Source organism: Pseudomonas sp. IT-P218, from assembly GCF_949767605.1.
Classification (GTDB): domain Bacteria; phylum Pseudomonadota; class Gammaproteobacteria; order Pseudomonadales; family Pseudomonadaceae; genus Aquipseudomonas; species Aquipseudomonas putida_AE.
On the sequence record NZ_CATKQQ010000066.1, the window covers coordinates 63,976 to 88,568 of the forward strand.

At 61.5% G+C, this 24,593-nt stretch carries 21 protein-coding genes and 1 pseudogene; 12 read left to right on the forward strand and 10 right to left on the reverse strand.

The genetic code is table 11. The annotated features are described in order from the left end of the window. Positions 1-104: 104 nt before the first annotated feature. The 6 genes from ACM6I6_RS24760 to ACM6I6_RS24785 form a co-directional block, all read right to left on the reverse strand. Complete coding sequence (locus ACM6I6_RS24760; RefSeq protein WP_274075568.1) at positions 105-875, reverse strand: electron transfer flavoprotein subunit beta; 771 nt, start codon at positions 873-875, stop codon at positions 105-107. 15 nt (positions 876-890) lie between these two features. Then, the gene (locus ACM6I6_RS24765) at positions 891-2,111 is read right to left on the reverse strand and encodes an electron transfer flavoprotein subunit alpha/FixB family protein (protein WP_414920850.1); all 1,221 of its coding nucleotides are present in this window, start codon (positions 2,109-2,111) and stop codon (positions 891-893) included. Next, positions 2,111-4,060, reverse strand: a complete 1,950-nt coding sequence (gene dgcB / locus ACM6I6_RS24770; RefSeq protein ID WP_414920851.1) for a dimethylglycine demethylation protein DgcB — start codon at positions 4,058-4,060, stop codon at positions 2,111-2,113. The genes ACM6I6_RS24765 and dgcB overlap by 1 nt, the downstream gene beginning before the upstream one ends. A gap of 137 nt (positions 4,061-4,197) precedes the next feature. Beyond that, a complete protein-coding gene (dgcA, locus tag ACM6I6_RS24775; RefSeq protein ID WP_274075571.1) occupies positions 4,198-6,258 on the reverse strand; it encodes a dimethylglycine demethylation protein DgcA in 2,061 nt (686 codons plus the stop codon). Between the two features lie 15 nt (positions 6,259-6,273). Then, complete coding sequence (locus tag ACM6I6_RS24780; protein ID WP_046818255.1) at positions 6,274-6,804, reverse strand: 4-vinyl reductase; 531 nt, start codon at positions 6,802-6,804, stop codon at positions 6,274-6,276. 78 nt (positions 6,805-6,882) lie between these two features. Then, complete coding sequence (locus ACM6I6_RS24785; protein WP_008033250.1) at positions 6,883-7,860, reverse strand: dipeptidase; 978 nt, start codon at positions 7,858-7,860, stop codon at positions 6,883-6,885. A gap of 236 nt (positions 7,861-8,096) precedes the next feature. Between ACM6I6_RS24785 and ACM6I6_RS24790 the strand changes: the two genes are divergently transcribed. The 3 genes and pseudogenes from ACM6I6_RS24790 to ACM6I6_RS24800 all read left to right on the forward strand — a co-directional run bounded on the left by ACM6I6_RS24790 (position 8,097) and on the right by ACM6I6_RS24800 (position 9,187). Further along, positions 8,097-8,498, forward strand: coding sequence for a lysozyme inhibitor LprI family protein (locus tag ACM6I6_RS24790; RefSeq protein ID WP_274075572.1), 402 nt, complete (start codon positions 8,097-8,099; stop codon positions 8,496-8,498). 17 nt (positions 8,499-8,515) lie between these two features. Then, positions 8,516-8,737, forward strand: a pseudogene (locus tag ACM6I6_RS24795) (helix-turn-helix domain-containing protein); the annotation flags it as partial. Between the two features lie 33 nt (positions 8,738-8,770). Further along, complete coding sequence (locus tag ACM6I6_RS24800) at positions 8,771-9,187, forward strand: DUF3010 family protein (RefSeq protein WP_274075573.1); 417 nt, start codon at positions 8,771-8,773, stop codon at positions 9,185-9,187. A 119-nt stretch (positions 9,188-9,306) separates the two neighbouring features. Here the strand turns inward: ACM6I6_RS24800 and ACM6I6_RS24805 are convergent, their stop codons facing one another. Next, positions 9,307-10,266 carry a GlxA family transcriptional regulator gene (locus tag ACM6I6_RS24805; RefSeq protein ID WP_274075574.1) on the reverse strand — a complete coding sequence of 320 codons (960 nt, stop codon included), beginning with the start codon at positions 10,264-10,266 and terminating at the stop codon, positions 9,307-9,309. A 209-nt stretch (positions 10,267-10,475) separates the two neighbouring features. Here ACM6I6_RS24805 and choX point away from each other — a divergent pair, with 209 nt between their 5' ends. The 6 genes from choX to ACM6I6_RS24835 all read left to right on the forward strand — a co-directional run bounded on the left by choX (position 10,476) and on the right by ACM6I6_RS24835 (position 15,869). Then, entirely contained in the window at positions 10,476-11,420 is a 945-nt protein-coding gene (gene choX / locus ACM6I6_RS24810; RefSeq protein WP_274075575.1) for a choline ABC transporter substrate-binding protein, read from the forward strand. Between the two features lie 76 nt (positions 11,421-11,496). Continuing rightward, positions 11,497-12,384, forward strand: a complete 888-nt coding sequence (locus tag ACM6I6_RS24815) for a 3-keto-5-aminohexanoate cleavage protein (RefSeq protein WP_274075576.1) — start codon at positions 11,497-11,499, stop codon at positions 12,382-12,384. 142 nt (positions 12,385-12,526) lie between these two features. Then, positions 12,527-13,492 carry an L-carnitine dehydrogenase gene (locus ACM6I6_RS24820; RefSeq protein WP_406591154.1) on the forward strand — a complete coding sequence of 322 codons (966 nt, stop codon included), beginning with the start codon at positions 12,527-12,529 and terminating at the stop codon, positions 13,490-13,492. Positions 13,493-13,616: 124 nt separating this feature from the next. Next, positions 13,617-14,093: a thioesterase family protein gene (locus tag ACM6I6_RS24825; protein WP_406591153.1), complete on the forward strand. Its 477-nt coding sequence runs from the start codon at positions 13,617-13,619 to the stop codon at positions 14,091-14,093. 12 nt (positions 14,094-14,105) lie between these two features. Next, on the forward strand, positions 14,106-15,269 hold the full coding sequence (locus ACM6I6_RS24830; protein WP_274075579.1) for a gamma-butyrobetaine dioxygenase: 1,164 nt from the start codon (positions 14,106-14,108) through the stop codon (positions 15,267-15,269). Between the two features lie 333 nt (positions 15,270-15,602). Beyond that, positions 15,603-15,869, forward strand: coding sequence for a hypothetical protein (locus ACM6I6_RS24835; protein WP_406591152.1), 267 nt, complete (start codon positions 15,603-15,605; stop codon positions 15,867-15,869). Between the two features lie 103 nt (positions 15,870-15,972). Here the strand turns inward: ACM6I6_RS24835 and ACM6I6_RS24840 are convergent, their stop codons facing one another. Both ACM6I6_RS24840 and ACM6I6_RS24845 read right to left on the reverse strand, forming a co-directional pair. After that, positions 15,973-17,076: a GlxA family transcriptional regulator gene (locus ACM6I6_RS24840; RefSeq protein ID WP_007975492.1), complete on the reverse strand. Its 1,104-nt coding sequence runs from the start codon at positions 17,074-17,076 to the stop codon at positions 15,973-15,975. A gap of 522 nt (positions 17,077-17,598) precedes the next feature. Beyond that, positions 17,599-18,975, reverse strand: coding sequence for an L-serine ammonia-lyase (locus ACM6I6_RS24845; RefSeq protein WP_060542351.1), 1,377 nt, complete (start codon positions 18,973-18,975; stop codon positions 17,599-17,601). A 438-nt stretch (positions 18,976-19,413) separates the two neighbouring features. On the opposite strand from ACM6I6_RS24845, the gene ACM6I6_RS24850 reads away from it, so the two are divergent. The 3 genes from ACM6I6_RS24850 (at position 19,414) to choV (ending at position 22,448) form a co-directional block, all read left to right on the forward strand. Then, on the forward strand, positions 19,414-20,361 hold the full coding sequence (locus ACM6I6_RS24850) for a choline ABC transporter substrate-binding protein (protein ID WP_274075581.1): 948 nt from the start codon (positions 19,414-19,416) through the stop codon (positions 20,359-20,361). 66 nt (positions 20,362-20,427) lie between these two features. Then, positions 20,428-21,273: a choline ABC transporter permease subunit gene (choW, locus tag ACM6I6_RS24855; RefSeq protein WP_274075582.1), complete on the forward strand. Its 846-nt coding sequence runs from the start codon at positions 20,428-20,430 to the stop codon at positions 21,271-21,273. Next, positions 21,270-22,448, forward strand: coding sequence for a choline ABC transporter ATP-binding protein (choV, locus tag ACM6I6_RS24860; protein ID WP_274075583.1), 1,179 nt, complete (start codon positions 21,270-21,272; stop codon positions 22,446-22,448). The genes choW and choV overlap by 4 nt, the downstream gene beginning before the upstream one ends. A gap of 198 nt (positions 22,449-22,646) precedes the next feature. Here the strand turns inward: choV and ACM6I6_RS24865 are convergent, their stop codons facing one another. After that, the gene (locus ACM6I6_RS24865; protein ID WP_414920904.1) at positions 22,647-24,587 is read right to left on the reverse strand and encodes a BCCT family transporter; all 1,941 of its coding nucleotides are present in this window, start codon (positions 24,585-24,587) and stop codon (positions 22,647-22,649) included. Positions 24,588-24,593 lie beyond the last annotated feature (6 nt).

Here is a 24,593-nt window from a genome sequence, read left to right on the forward strand (position 1 = left end):
ACTCCACCAATCATCGAGCGCCCGTTTTAACGTGGGCGCTTATGGCGCGGCAACGCGCCGGAGGGACAGTTATTTTTCCGGGTGTTGCAGCTTGAAGTTCAATGTCACCGCACCACACCCTCTTCAATCAGCAGTTTGAGAATCGCTTCAGCCCCCGCCTGTGCCGTAACGCCCTTGAGCACCTGCCCCCCGCCACCGCTGGCCTTGGCCGTGGCAGCTTTCATGCGATCGGCGCCGCTCTTGGCCTTGATCACCTTCAAGCGTTTCGGCCGTGGCTTGGCCGGTTGCAGGGTGGCGACGGTCAACAGTTCGTCGTCGACGACCTCCACGTCATCAGCCTGCAACACCCCACGCCGGGCCGGGCCGTAAGCGCTCTGACGTGGCTTGGGTGCGGCGTTATCCACAGTCGCCAGGAACGGCAAGCGCACTTTCAAGCGACGGCGCTGGCCGCGCGGCAACGCCTGCAGTACCAGCGCAGAACCGCCATCGATCGACTCGACCTGCGCCAGCCCCACCACCAGCGGCCAGCCAAGGCCTTCGGCCAGCAGGAACGGCAACATGCCCGAGCCCTCGCCGGTTTCCGCCTGGCTGCCGGTCAATACGACCTGAGCGCCAGCGTCGCGCAAATAGGCGGTCAACGCCGGCAGCGCATCGGCGCCTTGCGGTTGTTCCAGCACATGCAATTGCTCAAGTCCCATGCCCAGGTAAGCGCGCAAGGCCGGCTCGGCGACATCGCCGGCGTGTAGCACCTGCAAGTTATCCCCAGCCAGTTGCAAACCCAGTTCCACCGCCCGCGCATCCTGATCCGCACGGCGTGGTCGACCGGAGGTCGGGTGGGCGCCGATGGACACCAGGCTGATGATTTTCGTGCTCATAACCCTTTCCTTCCCTTAAGCCGCATCGCGCCTGGCCTCGTTGCGGTAGGCCTCTACCGCCGCGATCAAGGCTTGAAGAATCTCGGCGCTCTCGCCGATCACCGACAGGTCGGCCCGTTTGATCATGTCGCAGCCCGGGTCGAGGTTGATCGCCACCACCTTGTCGCAGGCACCGATGCCTTGCAGGTGCTGGATCGCCCCGGAGATCCCCACCGCCACGTAGACCCGTGCGGTGACCCAGGTACCAGACGCGCCGACCTGACGGTCGCGGGCCATGAAACCATCGTCCACCGCCACCCGGGACGCGCCTTCGGTGGCGCCCAGGGCTTCGGCGGTCCTGTGGAAAAGTCCCCAATCCTTGACCCCGTTGCCGCCGGAGAAGATGAATTCCGCCTCGGCCATTGGAATCGCTGCCGGGTCCACCGCCACCGCCCCCAGATCCTCGATGCGCGAGAGACTGCGGGCGACGGTTGTGGATAACTCCACCGGCAAGGCTTCGTGACGGGTTTCGCTGACCGGTTCGGCGCATTCCACAGCGGCCAGGATCAACCGCGCAAGCGGCCGCGCCAGGTCTTGCAAACCGGCACCGGCGCGGCCGATGCATTCCTGATCCTTGACCTGCCAGACCCGCGTGGCCGGGCGTTCGCCAAGGGCGGCAGCAAAGCGTCGACCCAGTTCACCGCCACCAGTACGACTGTCCGGCAGCAACCAATGACGTGGGCTGAACTGGTTATCCACAGCCCGCAGGCCCTGGACCCGTTGTTCCGGTGCATAACCGCTGAACTGCTCGCCTTCAAGCACCAGCAGGCGATCGACGCCAGCCGTGGCGAAGGCGTTCTCCTTGTGCTCGCCGAAGACCACGGCCAGTACCGCGCCGTCCTTGCCGGCCAATTGATGAGCCAGGCCGAACAAGTCGCGGTCGTGGCTGCTCAAGCGGCCGCCGACCATGTCCGGCACCACGCTGATGTAGAACGCCGGTGCAGGCACCTGATGCAGCGGCAATTGCACTTCAACGGCGGCCGTACGCTTGGTCGCCCCGCCCTGCTGGGCGCCGCTGCGGTCGATGCGCTTGATGCCGTTGGGGCCGATGAAGCCGATGCCATGGGGGTTCTTGCGGATGACGCCGTTCGGCCCCATCCAGCTGTGTTGCGCCGGTTGCATGGCCGCGTGCAGCGGGTGCAGGCGGTTGCGGGCGATCCATTCGGCACGGGGGTCGCGGCGGATAATGTCGCTCATCAATGCACCTCCGCAGGTTCACGTTGGGCCGGTGTGGCCGGCTTGCTCGGTGCCTGGTCTTCCAGCAACGCGTCGGCCACCAGTTCGGCAATGTCCTTGATCAAAGGTCGCGGCTCGACCACGCCTTCAAGCATCGCGGTGCACTGCGGGCAGCCCACGGCCACCAGTTCGGCGCCCGTCTCGCGGATGTCGTCCATGCGCATGTCGGGGATACGCTGCTTGCCCGGAATGTCGGTGATCGGCGCGCCGCCGCCACCGCCGCAGCAGCGCGAGCGGAAGCCGGAGCGTTGCATCTCTTTCACTTCGATGCCGAGGGCACGCAGGACCTGGCGCGGCGCCTCGTATTCGCCATTGTAGCGGCCGAGGTAGCACGGGTCGTGATAGGTCACGCTGTCGCCTTTGTGCTGGCCGAGATTCAGCGCGCCGGCGCCGATGATTTCCGCCATGTAGGTGCTGTGGTGCTGCACCAGGTAGTTGCCATCGAAGGCGCCGTATTCGTTTTTCAACACGTGGAAGCTGTGTGGATCGCAGGTGACGATGCGGTTGAAGCTGTATTTGGCCAGGGTCTGGATGTTGCGTTTGGCCAGCAACTGGAAGGTTGCCTCGTCGCCCAGGCGTCGGGCCACGTCACCGCTGTCACGCTCTTCGAGGCCGAGCACGGCGAAGTCGATTTTCGCCGCTTTCAACACTTTAACGAAGGCGCGCAGGGTGCGCTGGTTGCGCATGTCGAAGGCGCCGTCGCCGACCCAGAACAGTACGTCGGTGGATTTCTTTTCGCTGAGCAGATTGAGGTTCAAGTCCGCCGCCCAGTTCATCCGTCCGCCCGGGGCGAAGCCGCCCGGGTTGTCGGTGGCGATCAGGTTTTCCAGGACTTCGGCGCCCTTGTTCGGGGTCGCGCCTTTTTCCAGGGTCAGATGGCGACGCATGTCGACGATGGCATCGACGTGCTCGATCATCATCGGGCATTCCTCGACGCAGGCACGGCAGGTGGTGCACGACCACAGGGTTTCGGCGTCCACTAGGCCGTTGACGATCGGCTGATGCGGATTACCCGCATGCTCGCCAATTGGTTTGCCTGGATACGGGCTGCCGGCGAATTTCGCATCGGTGCCACCCGCCAGACCGACGACCATGTCCTGAATCAGTTTTTTCGGGTTCAACGGCTGTCCGGCGGCAAACGCCGGGCACGCCGCTTCGCACTTGCCGCACTGCACGCAGGCGTCGAAGCCGAGCAGTTGGTTCCAGGTGAAATCCTTGGGTTTTTCCACGCCCAGCGGAGCGTTCGGATCGTTCAAGTCCAGAGGCTTGAGACCCGTAGAACGACCTCCACCAAAACGCTCGGCGCGACGGTGCCAGGCCAGGTGCAGGGCACCGGCAAAGGCGTGCTTCATCGGCCCGCCCCAAGTCATGCCGAAGAACAACTCGGACACGCCCCACAGCACACCGATGCCGAGGATCACCGCCAACATCCAGCCACCGAAGTTTTCCGGGAGGATACCGGCCACCGGCAGGGTCACCAGGAAGAACGACGCCGAGAACGCCAGCAGGCTTTTCGGCAGGCGCATCCACGGGCCTTTCGACAGGCGCGCAGGGGGGTTGCGTCGACGCAGGTAAACGAAGATCGCGCCGACGAACATAACCGCCGACATTAGCAGCAGCGCATAGCCGAGGAAGCGGTTATGCAGGCCGAATCCGTGAACCAGTATCGCCAGCACGACGGAAGCCACCGCGCCGCCAGCCGTGGCAACGTGGGTGTTGGCGATGTATTTGTCCCGCGCCACCACGTGGTGCAGATCGACCATATAGCGCTTGGGCATGGCGAACAGGCCGCCGATCAGGTCGACCTTCGAGGCTCGGCCCCGGCGCCACATGGCCACCCGCCGCAACGCGCCCAGAACCGCGAGGCCCAGGGCGGCGAACAACAGGATTGGAAGAAGGGTGTTCAACATGGTGGAGCTCCCACAAACCACGGAGTCATGCATCGGTCTTGTAGGAGCCGGCTTGCTGGCGATTCAGACGACGCGGTGAGTCAGGCAGACCGCGTTATCGTTCATCGCCAGCAAGCCGGCTCCTACAGGTGGTTGGCTTAGAAATCCTTGCACAGCCGCAGTGCGTCGTAGATCGCCGCGTGCACGTTGCGCTGGGCCACGCAGTCACCGATACGGAACAGCAGGTAACCGTCACCGCTCTGTGCAAGGCTTGGTTGCGGCTTGATCGCGAACAGGGCTTCGACGTCGATCTGGCCCTTGTTGCGCGAGCCTTCCTTCATCGCGTAGTAGATTTCCTCGTCCGGACGCACGCCGTTCTCGATCACCACCTGGTCCACCACCCGCTCCTCTTTGGCGCCGGTGTATTCGTTTTCCAGTACTGCGATCAACTTGTCGCCTTCGCGGTAGACCTTCTCCAGCATCATGTCGCCGGTCATGATCACTTCTTTCGGATACATGCTGCGGTAGTAGGTCGGGAACGACGTACCGCCGATGGCCACGCCCGGCTTGATGTCGTCGGTGACGATCTCGACCTGGCTGCCCTTGTCGGCGAGGAAGTCGGCGGTGGACATGCCGGTGAACTCGCAGATGGTGTCGTAGACCAGCACGTTCTTGGCCGGTGCAACCTTGCCGTCGAGGATGTCCCAGCTGCTGACCACAAGGCCTTCGGCCGCGCCCCAGTGCTCGTTCTGCTCGATGAACGGATGTCCGCCGACAGCCAGCACCACCACGTCCGGACGCAGGTCCATGATGGTCGGCGCATCCGCCGCGGTGCCCAGGCGCAGGTCGACTTTCAACCGTGCCAGCTCCAACTGGTACCAGCGGGTGATACCGGCGATCTGGTCCCGTTGCGGCGCTTTCGAGGCCGTGGTGATCTGCCCGCCAATAAACTCTTTCTTCTCGAACAGCGTGACGTCGTGACCACGTTCGGCGGCCACGCGGGCGGCCTCCATCCCGGCAGGACCGGCGCCGACCACCACCACCTTGCGTTTCACCCCGGTGGTTTTCTCGATGATGTGCGGCAGGCCCATATATTCACGGGAGGTCGCCGCGTTCTGGATGCACAGCACATCCAGGCCCTGGTACTGACGGTCGATGCAGTAGTTGGCGCCGACGCACTGCTTGATCTGGTCGATCTGGCCCATCTTGATCTTGGCGATCAGGTGCGGGTCGGCAATGTGCGCGCGGGTCATGCCGACCATGTCGACGTAACCGCCCTCCAGAATCCGCGTGGCCTGGTTCGGGTCCTTGATGTTCTGCGCGTGCAGCACCGGAACCTTGACCACTTCCTTGATGCCGGCGGCCAGGTGCAGGAACGGCTCCGGTGGATAACTCATGTTCGGAATCACGTTGGCCAGGGTGTTGTGGGTGTCGCAACCCGAGCCCACGACGCCGAGGAAATCGAGCATGCCGGTGTCGTCGTAATACTTGGCGATCTGCTTCATGTCCTCATGGGACAAACCATCCGGGTGGAACTCGTCACCGCAGATGCGCATGCCCACGCAGAAATCGTCACCGACCTCGGCGCGCACGGCTTTCAACACTTCCAGGCCGAACTTCATGCGGCCTTCGAAGGTGCCGCCCCATTCGTCGGTACGCTTGTTGACCCGCGGGCTCCAGAACTGGTCGATCATGTGCTGGTGCACCGCCGAGAGTTCGACACCGTCCAGGCCTCCGGCCTTGGCGCGGCGCGCGGCTTGCGCGTAGTTGCCGATCACCCGCCAGATTTCTTCTGGCTCGATGGTCTTGCAGGTGGCACGGTGCACCGGCTCGCGTACACCGGACGGAGACATCAGGGTCGGCCAGTTGAAGCCGTCCCAGCGCGAGCGCCGGCCCATGTGAGTAATCTGGATCATGATCTTGGCGCCGTGCTTGTGCATGGCGTCGGCAAGATTCTGGAAGTGCGGAATGATGCGGTCAGTGGACAGGTTGACCGAGCTCCACCACTCCTGCGGGCTGTCGATGGCCACGACGGACGAACCGCCGCAGATCGCCAGGCCGATCCCGCCCTTGGCCTTCTCTTCGTAATACTTGACGTACCGGTCGGTGGTCATGCCGCCGTCGGTGGCATAGACCTCGGCGTGCGCAGTGCTGAGCACGCGGTTGCGGATGGTCAGTTTGCCGATCTGGATCGGCTGGAACATTGCTTCGAAAGCCATGGCGGGTTCCTCGACTTACAACGGCTTGACGATGAACAAGCCGTCTTCGTGGCCCTCTTCGGAGCCACCGTAGACTTGCTCGGCCACGGTGCGAATCTTGCTGCCGCGGGCGGCGAGGATCTGGTCCATCGCGCCGGCAAACCAACCGGTGAACATGTAGTCGACCTTGCGCCCGACCTTGCCGTACACGTAGACGAAGGCGGAGTGTTCGAGCTTGACGCTGGCAGTGCCTTTATCGAGGTCGATGTCCTGGATCTTGAACAGGCCCCAGCCGCGTTGCGACAGGCGCTTCATGTAGTGCTCGAACACCGCGACGCCTTCCAGGCCGTGGCATTCGGCTTCTTTTTCACACCAGTGCCAGGCGGACTTGTAGCCGGCCTTGTAGAGGATTTCGGCATAGGCGTCGGCGCCCAGCACTTCCTCGATGCCCATATGGTTATTGACGAAGAAATGACGCGGCACATACAGCATCGGCAGGGCGTCGGAGGTCCAGACACCGGTTTCGCTGTCGACTTCGATAGGCAATTGCGGGGCGATCTTGGCCATGGAAACTTAACTCCAGAAAAATTTTGGTGTTGCCTGCGGCGCGGATGGCCGCAGGTAAGGATTCAGAAGTGCGGCGGCTTATTCGCCCCAGACGTCTTTGAGCACGTTGACCCAGTTCTCGCCCATGATCTTGCGCACCACGCGCTCGCTATGGCCGCGCTTGAGCAGGGTTTCGGTGAGGTTCGGGAACTCGCCGACGGTGCGGATGCCCAGCGGGTTGATGATCTTGCCGAAGCTGGTCAGGCGGCGGGCGTAGCCCTTGTCGTGGGTCAGGTATTCGAAGAAGTCCTGGCCATGACCCTGGGTGAAGTCGGTGCCGATGCCGATGGCGTCTTCGCCGACGATGTTCATGGTGTATTCGATGGCTTCGGCGTAGTCGTCGATGGTCGAATCGATGCCTTTGGCCAGGAATGGCGCGAACATGGTCACACCGACAAAACCGCCGTGATCGGCGATGAACTTCAGCTCTTCATCGGACTTGTTGCGCGGGTGGATTTTCAGGCCCGACGGCAGGCAGTGGGAGTAGCAGACCGGCTTCTTCGATTCGAGGATGACTTCTTCGGACGTCTTGGAGCCGACGTGGGACAGGTCGCACATCACGCCAACGCGGTTCATCTCGGCGACGATTTCGCGACCGAAGCCCGACAGGCCGCCGTCACGCTCGTAGCAACCGGTGCCCACCAGGTTCTGGGTGTTGTAGCACATCTGCACGATACCCACGCCGAGCTGCTTGAACACCTCGACATAGCCGATCTGGTCTTCAAAGGCGTGGGCATTCTGGAAGCCGAAGAGGATGCCGGTCTTGCCCTGCTCCTTGGCCTTGCGGATGTCGGCGGTGGTGCGCACCGGAATCACCAGGTCGCTGTTCTCGCGGATCAGTTTCTGGCTGGCGGCGATGTTGTTGACGGTGGCCTGGAAGCCCTCCCACACCGACACGGTGCAGTTGGCTGCGGTCAGACCGCCCTTGCGCATGTCTTCGAACAGCTCACGGTTCCACTTGGCAATAATCAGCCCGTCGATAACGATGCTGTCGGCGTGCAATTCGGCTGGGCTCATCAGGCTGTCCCCTTGTTGTCGATTCATGCGCCGAATCGTCTGCCGGCGCTTTGGGGCCAGCATATGCCTGAGGGACGGGGCAGCCGGGTGCAAAAACGACAGGGGAATTGCCGAAAGCGTCAATCCGCGACAAAGGGTCGTCGCAAGGCACAATTGCCGACCTGTTCAAGGCGGTCCGCTTGGGCCAGAATTCGCCGCATCACTTGATGCTTCACTGGATGGGAGCGGCAACTCACATGAAATTCTTCTTCCTGGCATTGGCACTGATGGCGACCGGCGTACACGCAGCCGAGGAGTCCGAGGACACCCCCTGCGACAAAGTCGAAAACGACATCCAGACCCTGGAATGCTCGGCCTTCAACAAAACCACCGCCGAAGACTTGCTGGGCGAGAACTACAAGAGTCTGGCCGAGCGCATGCAGTCGCTCTACGGCAAGAACCCGTCGCAATTGGCCGACATCACCGCGAAGATCAAAGCCGCGCAACAGCAATGGCTGAAAACCCGCGACGCCGACTGCGCCATCGAAGCCTTCCCGGCCGCCGCTGGCAGCAAGGCCTTCACTATTGCGCAAAATGATTGCGTGGCGCGGATGAGCGATGAGCGGTCGGAGTTTCTGGAGTCGATTGGGCAGGAGTGAACGCAAGGATGGAAAACATGATGATCCCTCACGAAGTCGTTAGCCGCATTGTCGACGGTGCGTTGCCTGTACGCGCCTGGCGCGAACACTTGAACCTTACACAGGACGAAGTGGCCAAACGCATGGGCATCTCCCAACCGGCCTTCGCCCAGCAGGAAACCGTTGCGAAGCCGCGCAAGGCCACCCGCGAAAAGATTGCCGCGGCGTTTGGCATCACCGCCAATCAACTTGAGCTGTAAGCTTCACGCCTTCAGCCAGAAAAGGGATTCAACATGAAAGTCTGCGGCATCGAAATCAAAGGCAGCGAAGCGATCATTGCCGTGGCCACCCTCGAAGGCTCGGCCCTGGGACACCTGGCGCTCGCCACCAAGAAAATCGCCCTCGAGGATGACGACGAAGCCGCCAACGTCAAAGTGTTCGCGGCTCAGGTGGCGTCGTTCGTGCGGGAGAATTCGATTGATCGCATTGCGATCAAGAAGCGCAGCAAGAAAGGCGAGTTTGCCGGTGGGCCGACGACGTTCAAGATCGAAGGGGTTTTCCAGTTGCTGGAGAATTGCGAAGTGACGTTGTTGTCACCACAGACCATCAATGCCCAGGCCAAGAAGCACGGGTTTGAGCCTCCGGCGACGTTGAACAAGTATCAGCATGAGGCTTACAAGGCGGCGTGTTCGGCGTTGATGAAAAAATAAGATCAACCACAGATCAATCTGTGGGAGCTAGCCTGCTGGCGATAGCGGTGTATCAGTCAATCTAGATGTTGACTGACACACCGTTATCGCCAGCAGGCTAGCCCCCACAAGGCGTAATTTCAGATCACTTTTTGTATATCGCTGATCCGCCGCCGGTCTTCCCGCGGACACCGCTCAAACTTCGCCCGATAACTGCGGGTGAAATACGACGGCGATTCAAACCCGCAGGCAATGCTCACTTCCAGCACGCTCATATCGGTCTGCCGCAACAATTGCCGCGCCTTCTCCAGGCGCAAACGCAGATAGAAATTGCTCGGCGTGTCGTTCAAATGCAGGCGAAACAGCCGCTCCAGCTGACGCCGCGTCACCTTGATCGATTCCGCCAATTCCAGCGTACTCAACGGCGGTTCGCTGTGCTGCTCCATCTCACCGATCACCTGCACCAGTTTCTTGTTACTGATGCCATAACGCGTGGCGACTTCCATGCGCTGGTGGTCTTTGCGCGGGCGGATGCGGCCGAGCACGAATTGTTCGCTGACCTGGATCGCCAGTTCCGGGCCGTGGGCCTGGGCGATCAGATCCAGCATTAAATCGATGGACGCGGTACCGCCGGCGGAGGTGATGCGCCGACGGTCGATCTCGAACAGTTCCTGGGTGACGCTGAGCTGCGGATAGGACTCCTTGAAGGCGTCGATGGCTTCCCAGTGCAGGGTCAGGCGGTGGCCGTCGAGCAGGCCGGCTTCGGCGAGGATAAAGCTGCCGGTGTCGATGGCGCCGAGAGTGACGCCTTCAAGGTCCAGCCGGCGCAGCCAGTGCTCCAGCGCTGGAGTGGCGAACTTCAGCGGTTCAAAGCCGGCGACCACCAACAAGGTCGAGCCCTTCTTCAACGGCTCCAGCGCCGCGTCGGCGTTGACCGACATGCCGTTGCTGGCCAGCACTGCCCCGCCATCGGCGCTCAGTACATGCCAGCGATACAACTCGCCACGAAAACGATTGGCGACCCGCAACGGCTCGATGGCCGAGATAAATCCAATGGCCGAGAAACCCGGCATCAACAAGAAGTAGAAATCCTGGGACATGGTGCGCACTCGATGGCCGGTAACGAGAGGGCGGGTAGCGTGAGGACGTTGATACGCCACTTGCAACAGCCATTCAAGAGCACAGGTCGCTGCAGTGCAAGAGCTGGTCGCCGCAGTGCGCTTTCATGGCCGCTTAGCTGCGTAACTTGTCATCACCGGCGCATCAGACGCCGGAACTCACAATAATGAAACTGCCGAGGAACCTGAGAATGAAACGACTGATCAGCAGCTGTGTTCTTGCACTCAGTGGTACCGCTTTGCTGAGCGCCAGCGTCATGGCCGCGGAACCCGCCTCTTGCCAGAATGTGCGCATGGGCGTGGTGAACTGGACCGACGTGATCGCCACCAGTGCGATGACCCAGGTATTGCTCGACGGCCTCGGCTACAACACCAAACAAACCAGCGCCTCCCAGCAAATCATCTTCGCCGGGATCCGCGATCAGCGCCTGGACCTGTTCCTGGGTTACTGGAACCCGCTGATGACCCAGACCATCACCCCGTTCGTCGACGCCAATCAGGTCAAGGTGCTTGAAGCACCCAGCCTGAAAGATGCCCGCGCCACCCTCGCCGTTCCGACTTATCTTGCAGACAAGGGCCTGAAAACCTTCGCCGACATCGCCAGGTTCGAAAAAGAACTGGGCGGCAAGATCTACGGCATCGAGCCCGGCTCGGGCGCCAACACCCAGATCAAGGCGATGATCGCCAAGAACCAGTTCGGCCTCGGCAAGTTCCAACTGGTCGAATCCAGCGAAGCCGGCATGCTCGCGGCGGTGGATCGCGCGGTGCGCCGCAAGGAAGCCGTGGTGTTCTTCGGCTGGGCGCCGCACCCGATGAACGTCAACGTGCAGATGACCTACCTCACCGGCAGCGACGACGCCCTCGGCCCTAACGAAGGCATGGCCACGGTCTGGACCGTCACCGCGCCGAAATATGCCGAACAGTGCCCCAACATCGGACGCCTGCTGAGCAACCTGACGTTCACCGCCGAAGACGAGAGCCGGATGATGCAGCCACTACTGGATCACAAGGACGCCTTCGAATCGGCCAAACAGTGGCTGAACGATCACCCGCAAGACAAACAGCGCTGGCTCGAAGGCGTGACCACCTTCGATGGCAAACCGGCGGCTGAGAACCTCAAGCTGACCAGCAAATAACCCCCTGACTTGAACCACCGATTCGCAGCCCGAACGGGCTGCGAACGGAACCACTACGCCTGTAAGGAACCGAAAAATGAACCACGACGTCATCATCACCTGCGCACTCACCGGTGCTGGCGACACGACCGCCAGGAGCCCACACGTGCCGGTCACCCCGAAACAGATCGCCGCTGCCGCCGTGGAAGCCGCCAAGGCCGGCGCCACCGTGGTTCACTGCCATGTCCGCGATCCTGAAACCGGCAAGTTCAGCCGCGACGTGGCGCTGTACCGCGAAGTGATGGAGCGCATCCGCGAGGCCGATGTCGACATCATCGTCAACCTCACCGCCGGTATGGGTGGTGACCTGGAAATCGGCGCTGGCGAGAAGCCGATGGAGTTCGGCCCGAACACCGACCTGGTCGGCCCGCTGACCCGCCTGGCCCATGTCGAAGAACTGCTGCCGGAAATCTGCACCCTCGATTGCGGCACGCTGAACTTTGGCGATGGCGACACCATCTACGTCTCCACCCCGGCGCAGCTGCGTGCTGGCGCCAAACGCATCCAGGAGCTGGGCGTGAAGGCCGAGCTGGAGATTTTCGACACCGGTCACCTGTGGTTCGCCAAACAGATGATCAAGGAAGGCCTGCTCGACAACCCGCTGTTCCAACTGTGCCTGGGCATCCCGTGGGGCGCACCGGCCGACACCACCACCATGAAAGCCATGGTCGACAACCTGCCTGCAGACGCCGTCTGGGCCGGTTTCGGCATCGGCCGCATGCAAATGCCGATGGCCGCGCAAGCCGTGCTGTTGGGCGGCAACGTGCGCGTCGGGCTGGAAGACAACCTGTGGCTGGACAAGGGCGTGCTGGCGACCAACGGCCAGTTGGTCGAGCGTGCGACGGAAATTCTCAGCCGCCTCGGCGCTCGTGTGCTGACCCCTGCGGAAGGCCGCAAGAAAATGGGCCTGACCCAGCGCGGCTGATTGCACTTACACCCTACCCCTGCAGGAGCCGGCTTGCCGGCGAAGAGGCCGATAAATCCGCCGCATCTTCTGCGGTGCTGAAATCGCCTTCGCCGGCAAGCCGGCTCCTACAGGGGTTCACCGAACTCTTCAGGAAGTTGCCATGACCTTCATTACCGAAATCAAAATCTTCGCAGCGCTGGGCAGCGGTGTCATCGGCAGCGGCTGGGTGTCCCGTGCCCTCGCCCATGGCCTGGACGTGGTGGCTTGGGACCCGGCGCCCGGTGCCGAGGCCGCCCTGCGCAAACGCGTTGCCAATGCCTGGGGCGCCCTGGAAAAACAGGGCCTGGCACCTGGCGCCTCGCAGGATCGCCTGCGCTTTGTCGCGACCATCGAAGAATGCGTGCGCGACGCCGATTTCATCCAGGAAAGCGCCCCTGAACGCCTTGAACTGAAACTGGAACTGCACAGCAAGATCAGCGCCGCGGCCAAGCCCGATGCCTTGATCGGTTCCAGCACTTCCGGCCTGCTGCCGAGCGAGTTTTACGAGAGTTCGACTCACCCGGAACGCTGCGTGGTCGGGCACCCGTTCAACCCGGTTTATCTACTGCCTTTGGTGGAGGTGGTCGGCGGCAAGAACACTGCCCCCGAAGCCGTGCAAGCGGCGATGAAAGTCTACGAATCCCTCGGCATGCGCCCGCTGCATGTGCGCAAGGAAGTGCCGGGATTCATCGCCGACCGCCTGCTCGAAGCGCTGTGGCGCGAGGCGTTGCACCTGGTCAACGACGGTGTGGCGACCACCGGCGAAATTGACGATGCGATCCGTTTTGGCGCCGGTTTGCGCTGGTCGTTCATGGGCACGTTCCTGACCTACACTCTGGCCGGCGGCGACGCCGGCATGCGCCACTTCATGGCCCAGTTCGGCCCGGCCTTGCAGTTGCCGTGGACTTACCTGCCGGCGCCGGAGCTGACCGACAAGTTGATCGACGATGTGGTGGACGGCACCAGCGATCAGTTGGGCAAACACAGCATTTCGGCGCTGGAGCGCTATCGTGATGACTGCCTGCTGGCCGTGCTGGAGGCGGTGAAGACCACCAAAGAGAAGCATGGGATGGCATTCAGCGAGTAATCGACTATCAGGACTGGCCCCATCGCCAGCAGGCTGGCTCCCACAGGAGAATGCATTCCAATGTGGGAGCCAGCCTGCTGGCGATGACGGCATTCCAATCACAATCTGTTCTGGATCAGCCATCATGCCCGCCCTCACCACCTACCAAACCAGAATCATCCCCGACTGGGTCGACTACAACGGCCACCTGCGCGACGCGTTCTACCTGCTGATCTTCAGCTACGCCACCGACGCCCTGATGGATCGCCTCGGCATGGACAGCAACAACCGCGAAGCCAGCGGCAATTCGCTGTTCACCCTCGAACTGCACCTCAATTACCTGCACGAAGTAAAACTCGACGCCGAGGTCGAGGTGCATACACAAATCATTGCCCACGACAGCAAACGCCTGCACCTCTATCACAGCCTGCATCGGGTCGGTGACGACCAGGAGCTCGCGGGTAATGAACAAATGCTGCTGCACGTCGACCTCGCCGGGCCGCGCTCTACACCATTCAGCGAAGATACCCTGGGCAAACTGCAAGCCATCGTCGCCGAACAGACCGACCTGTCCGCCCCCGCCTACGTCGGCCGAGTGATCGCATTACCGCCAAAAAAATAACCAGGAGATCCCATGAACACCGCCGCCGCTTTTGCCGACTTCCGTACTTATCCATTGATCAGCGCGCTGACCGGCGTGCAGGCCATGGCCGATCGTGTCCTGGTGAAGTGGGCCGACAACCGCGTCAGCCCCTTTCACCACCCCTGGTTGCGGGACAATTGCCCGTGCCCGTCATGCGTCTACACGGTGACCCGCGAACAGGTGCTGGAAATCGTCGATGTACCAGAAAACCTGATGCCCGCCCAAACCAGCATCGACGCTGAAGGTTGCCTGAGCGTGCAATGGCAGGATGGCCACCTCAGCCGCTTCGACCCCGGCTGGTTGCGGGCCCACGCCTATGACGACGAATCCCGCGCTGAGCGCCTGGCCGGCAAGCCCAAGGCCAGGCTTTGGCACAGTGATCTGCAATTGCCGGTGTTCGACTATCAAGCGCTGATGAAGGACAACGACGCCCTGCTGCAATGGCTGCTGGCCGTGCGCGACACCGGCCTGACCCAGGTCCGTGGCGTCCCCACCGAGCCCGGCTCGCTGAAGCTGATCGCCCAGCGCATTTCCTTCATCCGCGAGAGCAATTTCGGCGTGCTGTTCAACGTGCAATCCAAGGCCGATGCCGACAGCAACGCCTACACCGCTTTCAACTTGCCGTTGCACAGCGATCTGCCGACCCGGGAGTTACAACCGGGGCTGCAATTCCTGCATTGCCTGGTCAACGATGCCGAGGGTGGCGAGAGTATTTTCGTCGACGGTTTTGCCATCGCCGACGCCTTGCGCCGCGAAGACCCGGAGGCATTCACCAGCCTTTGCAAGATCCCCGTGGAGTTTCGCAACAAGGACCGCCACAGCGACTACCGTTGCCTCGCGCCGATCATCGCCCTGGATGCTTTGGGGCAGGTGTCGGAGATTCGCATGGCGAACTTTCTGCGGGGGCCGTTCGATGCGTCGGTGGAGCAGATGCCCAGGCTGTATCACGCCTATCGCCGCTTCATTGCGATGACGCGCGAGCCCCGATTCAGGCTGATGCAAAGGCTCAATCCGGGCGAGCTCTGGTGCTTCGACAACCGTCGCACTTTGCATGCGCGCAATGCGTTTGATCCCGCCACCGGGGCGCGGCATTTCCAGGGGTGTTATGTGGATCGAGATGAGTTGTTGTCGCGCATTCTTGTGTTGCAACGCTAGACCGCGTCATCGTTTTTCGCGAGCAAGCCCGCTCCCACAGGGGATCTGTGCACGACATTGATCCAATGTGGGAGATTCACAGGCAAAAAAAAGCCCCGATCAAGCCGTGACAGGATCGAGGCAGAGGGTACTGTTGAGGAGCTGCCGTGGGAAGGTGACCAAACCCTCGTGAAGCGAGCTGGGTCCAGTGTGCCGACTCTCAGCGCAGGGAAATAGCCCGAAAACGACCTGTTCATAGTCAATGCTGCCATAACGACAAATCGCCCTTGCCGCCACTGCGTGCCACTACCAGAATCGAGCCACGACACCGTCCCCAGAAGAAGGATTAGCGTCATGATGTACGCCGATTTGATAGACCAGGAAGACCTGTTGGGCCAGCTCAAGGCATTGGGCTTTCATGTACCGACCGGCGCCACCGCCGAGCAGGCTTGCGAGTGTGCCGTGCGGGGTTTGAACAACGAACGGGCCACCGAGCTGCGCACAATGGTCAAGCAGATGTACACCAGCAGCGCGACGATCCTGCCGGCGGTGCGCCAGGCCATTGACAGGCAATTGCTGCCGGCATTGGCGGAGTACCAGCAGAGCCATACCGCCCGTTAAGACACCTTCGCGAGCAAGCCCGTTCCCACATTCAACCGAGTTCCATCATGGGAATGCGGTTGAATGTGGGAGCGGGCTTGCTCGCGAATGAAGGCGCCCCGGTCTAGAGCCTTACACTGGCAAACGTCGACTCATTACGCGCCTGACTCAGCGCCGACAACGGCCCCGACAACGGCGACAGCACCAACGCCTGTGGCAGCGGCATCATCGCCACCTGTTGCGTGGTGTTGGAACCCACACGCTCGTCACGCGGCGGAATGCCGAAGTATTCGCGGTAGCACTTGGAGAAGTGCGGCGTGGACACGAAGCCACAGACCGACGCCACTTCGATGATCGACATCGGCGTTTGCTTGAGCAGTTGCCGCGCGCGGATCAGGCGCAGTTTCAGGTAGTAACGCGACGGCGAGCAATGCAGGTACTTCTGGAACAGCCGCTCGAGCTGACGACGGGACACGGCGACGTACACCGCCAGTTCGTCGAGGTCGATCGGCTCTTCGAGGTTGGCTTCCATCAGCGCGACGATTTCCTGCAACTTCGGCTGGTTGGTGCCGAGCATGTGCTTGAGCGGCACGCGCTGGTGGTCCTGTTCGTTGCGGATGCGCTCGTAGACGAACATCTCCGAGATCGCGGCCGACAGCTCGCGACCGTGATCGCGGCTGATCAGGTGCAGCATCATGTCCAGCGGCGCGGTGCCACCGGAGCTGGTGAAGCGGTTACGGTCGAGGGTGAACAGGCGGGTACTCATGGCCACCCGCGGAAACGCTTCCTGCATCGCCGCCAGGCATTCCCAGTGCACACTGCAATCGAAACCGTCCAGCAGGCCGGCGCAGGCCAGGGCCCAGCTACCGGTGCAGACTGCACCCAGGCGACGGGACTGACGGGCCTGGCTCTGCAGCCAGGACACGTGTTCGCGGGTAACAGTGCGTTGAATGCCGATACCACCGCAGACGATCACGGTGTCCATGGGAGGCGCTTTGTGCATGGAAGCGTCAGGGGTGATTTGCAAACCGTCACTGGCCCATACTTGACCGCCATCGACGGTGAGGGTGGTCCAGCGATACAGCTCACGGCCGGACAACTGGTTGGCCATGCGCAGCGGTTCGACTGCGGAGGCCAGGGAAATCAGCGTGAAATTGTCCAGCAGCAGAAAGCCGATGGATTGAGGCGCACGGTTCTGGGGTTGGGCCCCGGAGTTGAACGTCGTCATCGCGGTATCTCCTCACACAAAGCGGGTGATGGCCTCAGGCGGAGGCTCTTGTTATTGCCATCGTTCTCGCGTGGGAGACGGGCTTTGTAATGACAGAGCAATTGCCATGCCTAAATTTGAATGCGCGTTCAATAACTCCTGAAAACGACGTCGGAATGTGTCTATATATGACGCGGCGGGAGTAGGGGTTATAAGTGCCATCAATGGCGGCAAGCACTCTGCCCCGTTGCGTGTGAGCAAATCGGTAGCACTTGTGGGAACAGGGCTGCGGCGAGCCCTGCAAGAGTGTCACCGCAGGCACGGGTGACGGGTGGTCAGGGACAGGAGTGGTCCTGATTTTGAAGTCAGGTACTTATCTGTAAGCGACGCGCCAAAAGGTGGCGTGTTTTAAATCGGGTGTTCACTTAACGCGCAGTTTTGACTGGTCTGGCCCTATCGCCAGCAGGCTGGCTCCCACAGGTTTTGTGGCCGATCCAAATCTACTGTGGGAGCCAGCCTGCTGGCGATAGGATCGACACGGTCTCAGCACTCCACCGCGCTTACCGCCAACCCACCCCGCGACGTCTCCTTATATTTGTCATGCATATCGGCACCGGTATCGCGCATCGTGCGGATCACCCGATCCAGCGAGATAAAGTGCTGACCATCGCCGCGCAAAGCCATCTGCGCAGCGTTGATCGCTTTCACCGCAGCAATCGCATTGCGCTCGATACACGGCACCTGCACCAGGCCGCCCACCGGATCGCACGTGAGTCCCAAGTTGTGCTCCAGGCCGATTTCCGCCGCGTTACACAGTTGTTCCGGTGTGGCCCCGAGGATTTCCGCCAAACCCGCCGCCGCCATGGCGCAGGCCGAACCGACTTCGCCCTGGCATCCGACTTCGGCCCCGGAGATCGAGGCGTTCTTCTTGCACAGGATCCCCACCGAAGCCGCGCCGAGCAGGTAGTCGACGACATTGGCGTCGGTCACGTCCTCGCTGAATTTCATGAAGTAGTGCAACACCGCCGGAATGATCCCCGCCGCGCCATTGGTCGGCGCCGTGACCATGCGCCCGCCGGCGGCGTTCTCTTCGTTGACCGCCAGGGCAAACAGGTTGACCCACTCCATCGCGCTCAGCGTCGAGCCGATCACATTGGGCTTGTTCAGCTCCTGCAAGCTGCGGTGCAACTTGGCCGCGCGACGGCGCACGTTGAGGCCACCGGGCAGGATGCCCTCGTGCTTGAGGCCGTGCTCGACGCAATCCTGCATGGCGCGCCACAGGTGCATCAGGCCACTGCGGATTTCCTCTTCGCTGCGCCAGACCTTCTCGTTGGCCATCATCAGTTCGGCCACCCGCAGGTTGTGCGTTTTACACAGCTCCAGCAGCTCGGCCGCGCTGGAAAAATCGTACGGCAGCTCGGTGCGATCCATGTCGACCACCCCGCTGCTGGCTTGCGCCTCATCGACGACAAAACCGCCGCCGACCGAATAGTAGGTGTCGCGATGCAACTCGCCGTCATCTCCTTCGACAATCAGGGTCATGGCATTGGGGTGAAACGGCAGGTTTTCATCGATCAGGCGCATGTCCCTGGACCAGATGAACGGGACCGGCAAACGGCCGTCGAGCAACAACGTATCCGTTTCGCGCAGGATGTCGATGCGCAGGCCGATTTGCGACGGATCGATCGCATCCGGCCACTCGCCCATCAGCCCCATGATCACCGCGTTGTCGCTGCCGTGACCGATGCCGGTGGCCGACAGCGACCCGAAGAGCTGAACTTCGACTCGCCGAACCTGCTCGAGCAGCCCCCGCTCACGCAAACCCTGCACGAACAACGCCGCCGCCCGCATAGGCCCCACGGTGTGTGAACTGGACGGGCCGATGCCGATTTTGAACAGGTCGAAAACACTGATAGCCATTGCTGCCGGACTCCTGGATGTGCCAACGCCCAGGCGCAAAAGCGCCCGGTGACGGAGCTGCTACGCTCAAGCTGCAATCCGTCGGGATGGCCGCATCATCAGGCTTTTATCCTGTCGTTCGACGTCTCACACCGACGCACTCATGTCCACGAACGCCGCGTGTCTTTCACGTCGTGTTTGCGCCGTTTTTTTGCGGTTCAGACGGACAAAAGAGGCTGAAAAAAGCTGTAAACGACGTCACCGACACTGGATGCGACCATCCCTGTACTGGTTACGACGCACCCTGTAGGCGTCAGATTTTCACTGGTACATGATCGTATCGACTCGATTGCAAGGCGCCGTGGTAGAGCTGTCTCCAAAACGCCATCCAACCGCAACCTATAAGTGCGGTGGTTCCAGTCGGAAACACTGCCAAAAAAAACACCAAGGAGTCCATCCATGAAAGGTTCCCCGTCGTTGTTGTTGGCCGCCCTGCTTAGTCTGCCGGTTCTGGCGCAAGCCGCCGAACCGGCCCAATGCAACACCGTAAACTTCTCCGACGTCGGCTGGACCGACATCACCGCGACAACCGCGACCACCAGCGTCGTGCTCAACGCCCTCGGCTACAAGACCAAGACCACCATGATTTCCGTGCCCGTGACCTACAAGTCCCTGGCCGACGGCAAGAACATGGACGTGTTCCTGGGCAACTGGATGCCGACCATGGAAAACGACATCAAGCCCTACCGCGATGCCGGCACCGTGGACACCGTGCGCACCAACCTCAAGGGTGCCAAATACACCCTCGCCGTTCCCCAGGCGCTGTACGACAAGGGGCTGCATGATTTCGCCGACATCGCCAAGTTCAAGAAGGAACTGGACGGCAAGATCTACGGCATCGAGCCGGGCAACGACGGCAACCGCCTGATCCAGAGTATGATCGACAAGAACGCCTTCGGCCTCAAGGACGCCGGTTTCAAGGTCGTCGAGTCCAGCGAGGCCGGCATGCTGTCGCAGGTCGACCGCGCGCAGAAACGCGACACCGCCGTGGTGTTCCTGGGCTGGGCCCCGCACCCGATGAACAAGCGCTTCAAGATTCAATACCTGACCGGCGGCGACGACTTCTTCGGCCCCGATTTTGGCGCCGCCACCGTGGCGACCAACACCCGCAAGGGCTACGCCTCGGAATGCAGCAACGTCGGTCAGTTGCTGAAGAACCTGGAGTTCACCGTCGACATGGAAAGTGAACTGATGGGCAACATCCTGGACGACAAAATGAAGCCTGACGCGGCCGCCAAGGCCTGGCTGAAAAAGAATCCCCAGGTGCTCGATACCTGGCTCGCTGGCGTGACCACCATTGACGGTAAACCTGGCCTGGAAGCCGTGAAAGCCAAGCTCGCACAGTAATCGCTTATGCCGGGCGGGTTCGCCCGCCCGGGCTGTTTATCTCCTTGCATGCGGACGTTCACTACCATGCTGATTGATCAGAAAATACCTCTAGGCCAGTACATCGCAGGCTTCGTTGAATGGTTGACGCAACACGGCGCCAACACCTTCGACGCAATTGCCGTGTCACTGGAAACGATGATCCACGGCGTGACGTTTGCGCTGACCTGGTTCAACCCGCTGGTCTTGATCGGCCTAATCGCAATACTTGCCCACTTCATCCAGCGCAAATGGGGCCTCACCGCCTTCGTCATTGCCTCCTTCCTGCTGATCCTCAACCTGGGGTACTGGCAGGAAACCATGGAAACCCTCGCCCAGGTGTTGTTCGCCACCCTGGTCTGCGTATTGATCGGCGTGCCGTTGGGCATCGTCGCCGCGCACAAACCGATGTTCTACACCATGATGCGTCCGGTGCTCGATCTGATGCAGACCGTGCCGACCTTCGTCTACCTCATTCCTACCCTGACTCTCTTCGGTCTGGGTGTGGTCCCGGGCCTGATCTCCACGGTGGTGTTCGCGATTGCCGCGCCCATCCGCCTGACCTACCTGGGCATCCGCGATGTCCCGCAAGAACTGATGGACGCCGGCAAGGCCTTCGGCTGCTCGCGCCGTCAACTGCTCTCACGTATCGAACTGCCCCACGCCATGCCAAGCATCGCGGCCGGCATCACCCAGTGCATCATGCTGTCGCTGTCGATGGTGGTGATCGCGGCACTGGTGGGCGCCGACGGCCTGGGCAAACCCGTGGTCAACGCACTGAATACCGCTGATATCGCCCTGGGCTTCGAAGCAGGCCTGGCGATCGTACTGCTGGCGATCATGCTCGACCGTATCTGCAAACAACCCGACGCTAAAGTAGGGGGTGACGCATGAGCATAATTCGCTTCGAAGACGTCGACGTAATCTTCACCAAGGATCCGCGCGAGGCCCTGAAGCTTCTCGATCAAGGTTTGACCCGCAGCGAGATCCTGAAAAAGACCGGGCAGATCGTTGGCGTGGAAAAGGCCAGCCTGGACATCGAAAAAGGTGAAATCTGCGTGCTGATGGGCCTGTCCGGCTCCGGCAAATCCAGCCTGTTGCGTTGCATCAACGGCCTCAACACCGTCAGCCGTGGCAAGCTGTACGTCGAGCACGAAGGCAAGCAGATCAACATTGCTGCCTGTACCCCGGCCGAACTGAAAATGATGCGCACCAAGCGCATCGCCATGGTGTTCCAGAAGTTCGCCCTGATGCCTTGGCTGACGGTGCGCGAGAACATCAGCTTCGGCCTGGAAATGCAGGGCCGTCCGGAGAAGGAACGCAAGAAACTGGTCGATGAAAAACTCGAACTGGTAGGCCTGACCCAATGGCGCAACAAGAAACCCGATGAACTGTCCGGCGGCATGCAGCAACGTGTGGGCCTGGCCCGCGCGCTGGCGATGGACGCCGACATCCTGCTGATGGACGAACCGTTCTCCGCGCTCGACCCGCTGATCCGCCAGGGCCTGCAGGACGAACTGCTGGAACTGCAACGCAAGCTGAGCAAGACCATCGTCTTCGTGAGCCACGACCTCGATGAAGCCCTGAAGCTCGGCAGCCGTATCGCGATCATGAAGGACGGCCGGATCATCCAGTACAGCAAGCCTGAAGAAATCGTCCTCAACCCTGCGGACGACTATGTGCGCACCTTCGTCGCCCACACCAACCCGCTGAACGTGCTGTGCGGTCGCAGCCTGATGCGCACCCTGGACAACTGCAAGCGCATCAACGGTTCGGTGTGCCTCGATCCGGGTGGCGATTCGTGGCTCGACCTGGCCGAAGGCAACACCATCAAGGGCGCACGCCAGAACGGCTCGAGCCTGGATCTGCAGAACTGGGTACCGGGCCAGGCGGTTGAAGGCCTGGGTCGCCGGCCGACGCTGGTGGATTCGAACATAGGCATGCGCGATGCGCTGCAGATCCGCTACCAGACCGGCAACAAGCTGGTGCTGCACGACAACAACCATGTGGTGGGGATTCTCGGCGACAGCGAGCTGTACCACGCGCTGCTCGGCAAGAACCTGGGGTAAGGCAACAGACACAAAAACGCCGCGAGAGGATCGCGGCGTTTTTGTTTATGCGGATATCGGGCGATGCAGCGTTAAGGCCGATGGCCCCATCGCCAGCAGGCTGGCTCCCACAGGGGAATGCATTTCAATGTGGGAGCCAGCCTGCTGGCGATGGGGTCGACGCGGTGTTTCAGAGTGAAACACCGCGCCCCTCACAACTTAGCTATAGACGCGGCCAAGGAGCTGCCGATGGCTTTCAAACTGATCGAGCACATCACGGGTGATCTGATCCTGAGTGAAGCCCATCAGGTCGTAGTCCTGGCTGCCGTTGTGCAGGTACACCTCGGCGCGGTAGTAACGCTGACGCGCCTCATCGGATTGAGCCGACTCGGTGGGCGTAGCCAGGTAACCATCCAGGCTGACTTCGTAGACAAACGGGTTGCCCTCTTCCATCTCCACCCGCACACCCATGCAGCGCTTGGACTTGCCCAGCAGCGTCTGCACTTCCAGGCCCTGGGCACGCATTTGCGTGGTCGCATCCTGCAAGGCAGGGCTTACTTGCTTGTCCATGAAGCGCTGCACCACCGACTGGCTCGGCTGCAGGTCCAGCTGGGTCAAGCGCTCGCTGAAACCACGACGACCACGGGCCGCCAGTTCCGCTTGCTCCTGTTCGATCTGCACGTCCTGGCGCATGGCCTTGTGCAAGCCGAACATGAAGCACACCAACACCACCGAGAACGGCAGGCCGGCCAGCACCACCATGGTTTGCATGGCTTCGAAGTTACCGGCGAACAGCAGGCCGATGGTCACCAGGGTGATCACCACAGACCAGAAGATCCGCAGCCAGTGCGGCGCATCTTCATCGACGTTGCCGCCTTTGCACGACAGGTTGGCCATCATCACCGCGCCGGAATCCGCCGGTGTCAGGAACAACACGAAACCCACGAAGATCGACACGCCGATCACCACTTTCGACGCCGGGTAATGCTCAAGCAACTGGTAGATCGCCATGGACGGCTGCTCCAGCGCCGTCTTCCCGAGCTCCACCGCCCCGTGGTTCATCACCAGGTCCAGGGCCGAGTTACCGAAGATCGACAGCCACGCCAGGGTGAAACCCAGCGGAATCAGCAATACGCCAGCCACCAGTTCACGCACCGTGCGACCACGGGAAATACGCGCGATGAACATGCCCACGAACGGCGCCCAGGAAATCCACCAGGCCCAGTAGAACAGGGTCCACAGGCCCAACCAGCGGTCGGACTTCTCGCTGTCGCCTTCGTACACATACAGGTCGAAAGTCTTCAGCACCACGCCGTTGAGGTAGTCACCGACGTTTTGCACGAAGCCGTTGAGCAGGTGCAGGGTCGGACCGAACAGCAGGACAAAAATCAGCAGGCCGCTGAACAGCACGATGTTGAGGTTGGACAGGCGACGAATGCCGTTTTCCACCCCGGACACGGCAGCGATGGTCGCCACGGTGCTCATCACGATGATCACGATCAGCAGGTTGGTGTTGCTGTGTTCCATGCCGAACAGGTTTTCCAGGCCCGACGACACCTGCAGCGAACCGATCCCCAGGTTGGTCACCAGACCCAACAGGGTCACGAACATGCCGAAGCCGTCCACCGCATGCCCGGCCGCGCCCTTGACCCAACGCTCGCCCACCAGCGGATACAGCGCCGAACGCAACGCCAGCGGCTGGTTATGCCGGTAGGCGAAATACGCCACCGCCAGGCCGACCAGGGCGTAGATCGCCCAGCCATGCAGGCCCCAGTGCAGGAACGTCAGCTGAACCGCCTGACGGGCGGCCAAGTTGCTGCCGGCCACGCCTTCCGGCGGGTTGAAGTAGTGGTCCAGTGGCTCGGAAGCACCGAAGTACAGCAGCGAGATGCCGATCCCCGACGAGAACAGCATCCCCGCCCAGGCGCCGTAGCTGAAGTCCGGGGTGTCGTCCTTGCTGCCCAGTTTCAATTTGCCGTAGGACGAGAACGCCAGGCCGACCACGAAGATCAGGTAGGCGGCAATCACCACCATGTAGTACCAGCCGAAGCTACGGGACAACCAGGCTTGCGCCATACCGAGCAGTCTGCCGGCCTCTTGCGGGGCGATGATCAGAATGGCGGTCAACAACAGAATCAACGCGGTAGAGGTGTAGAACACCCAACC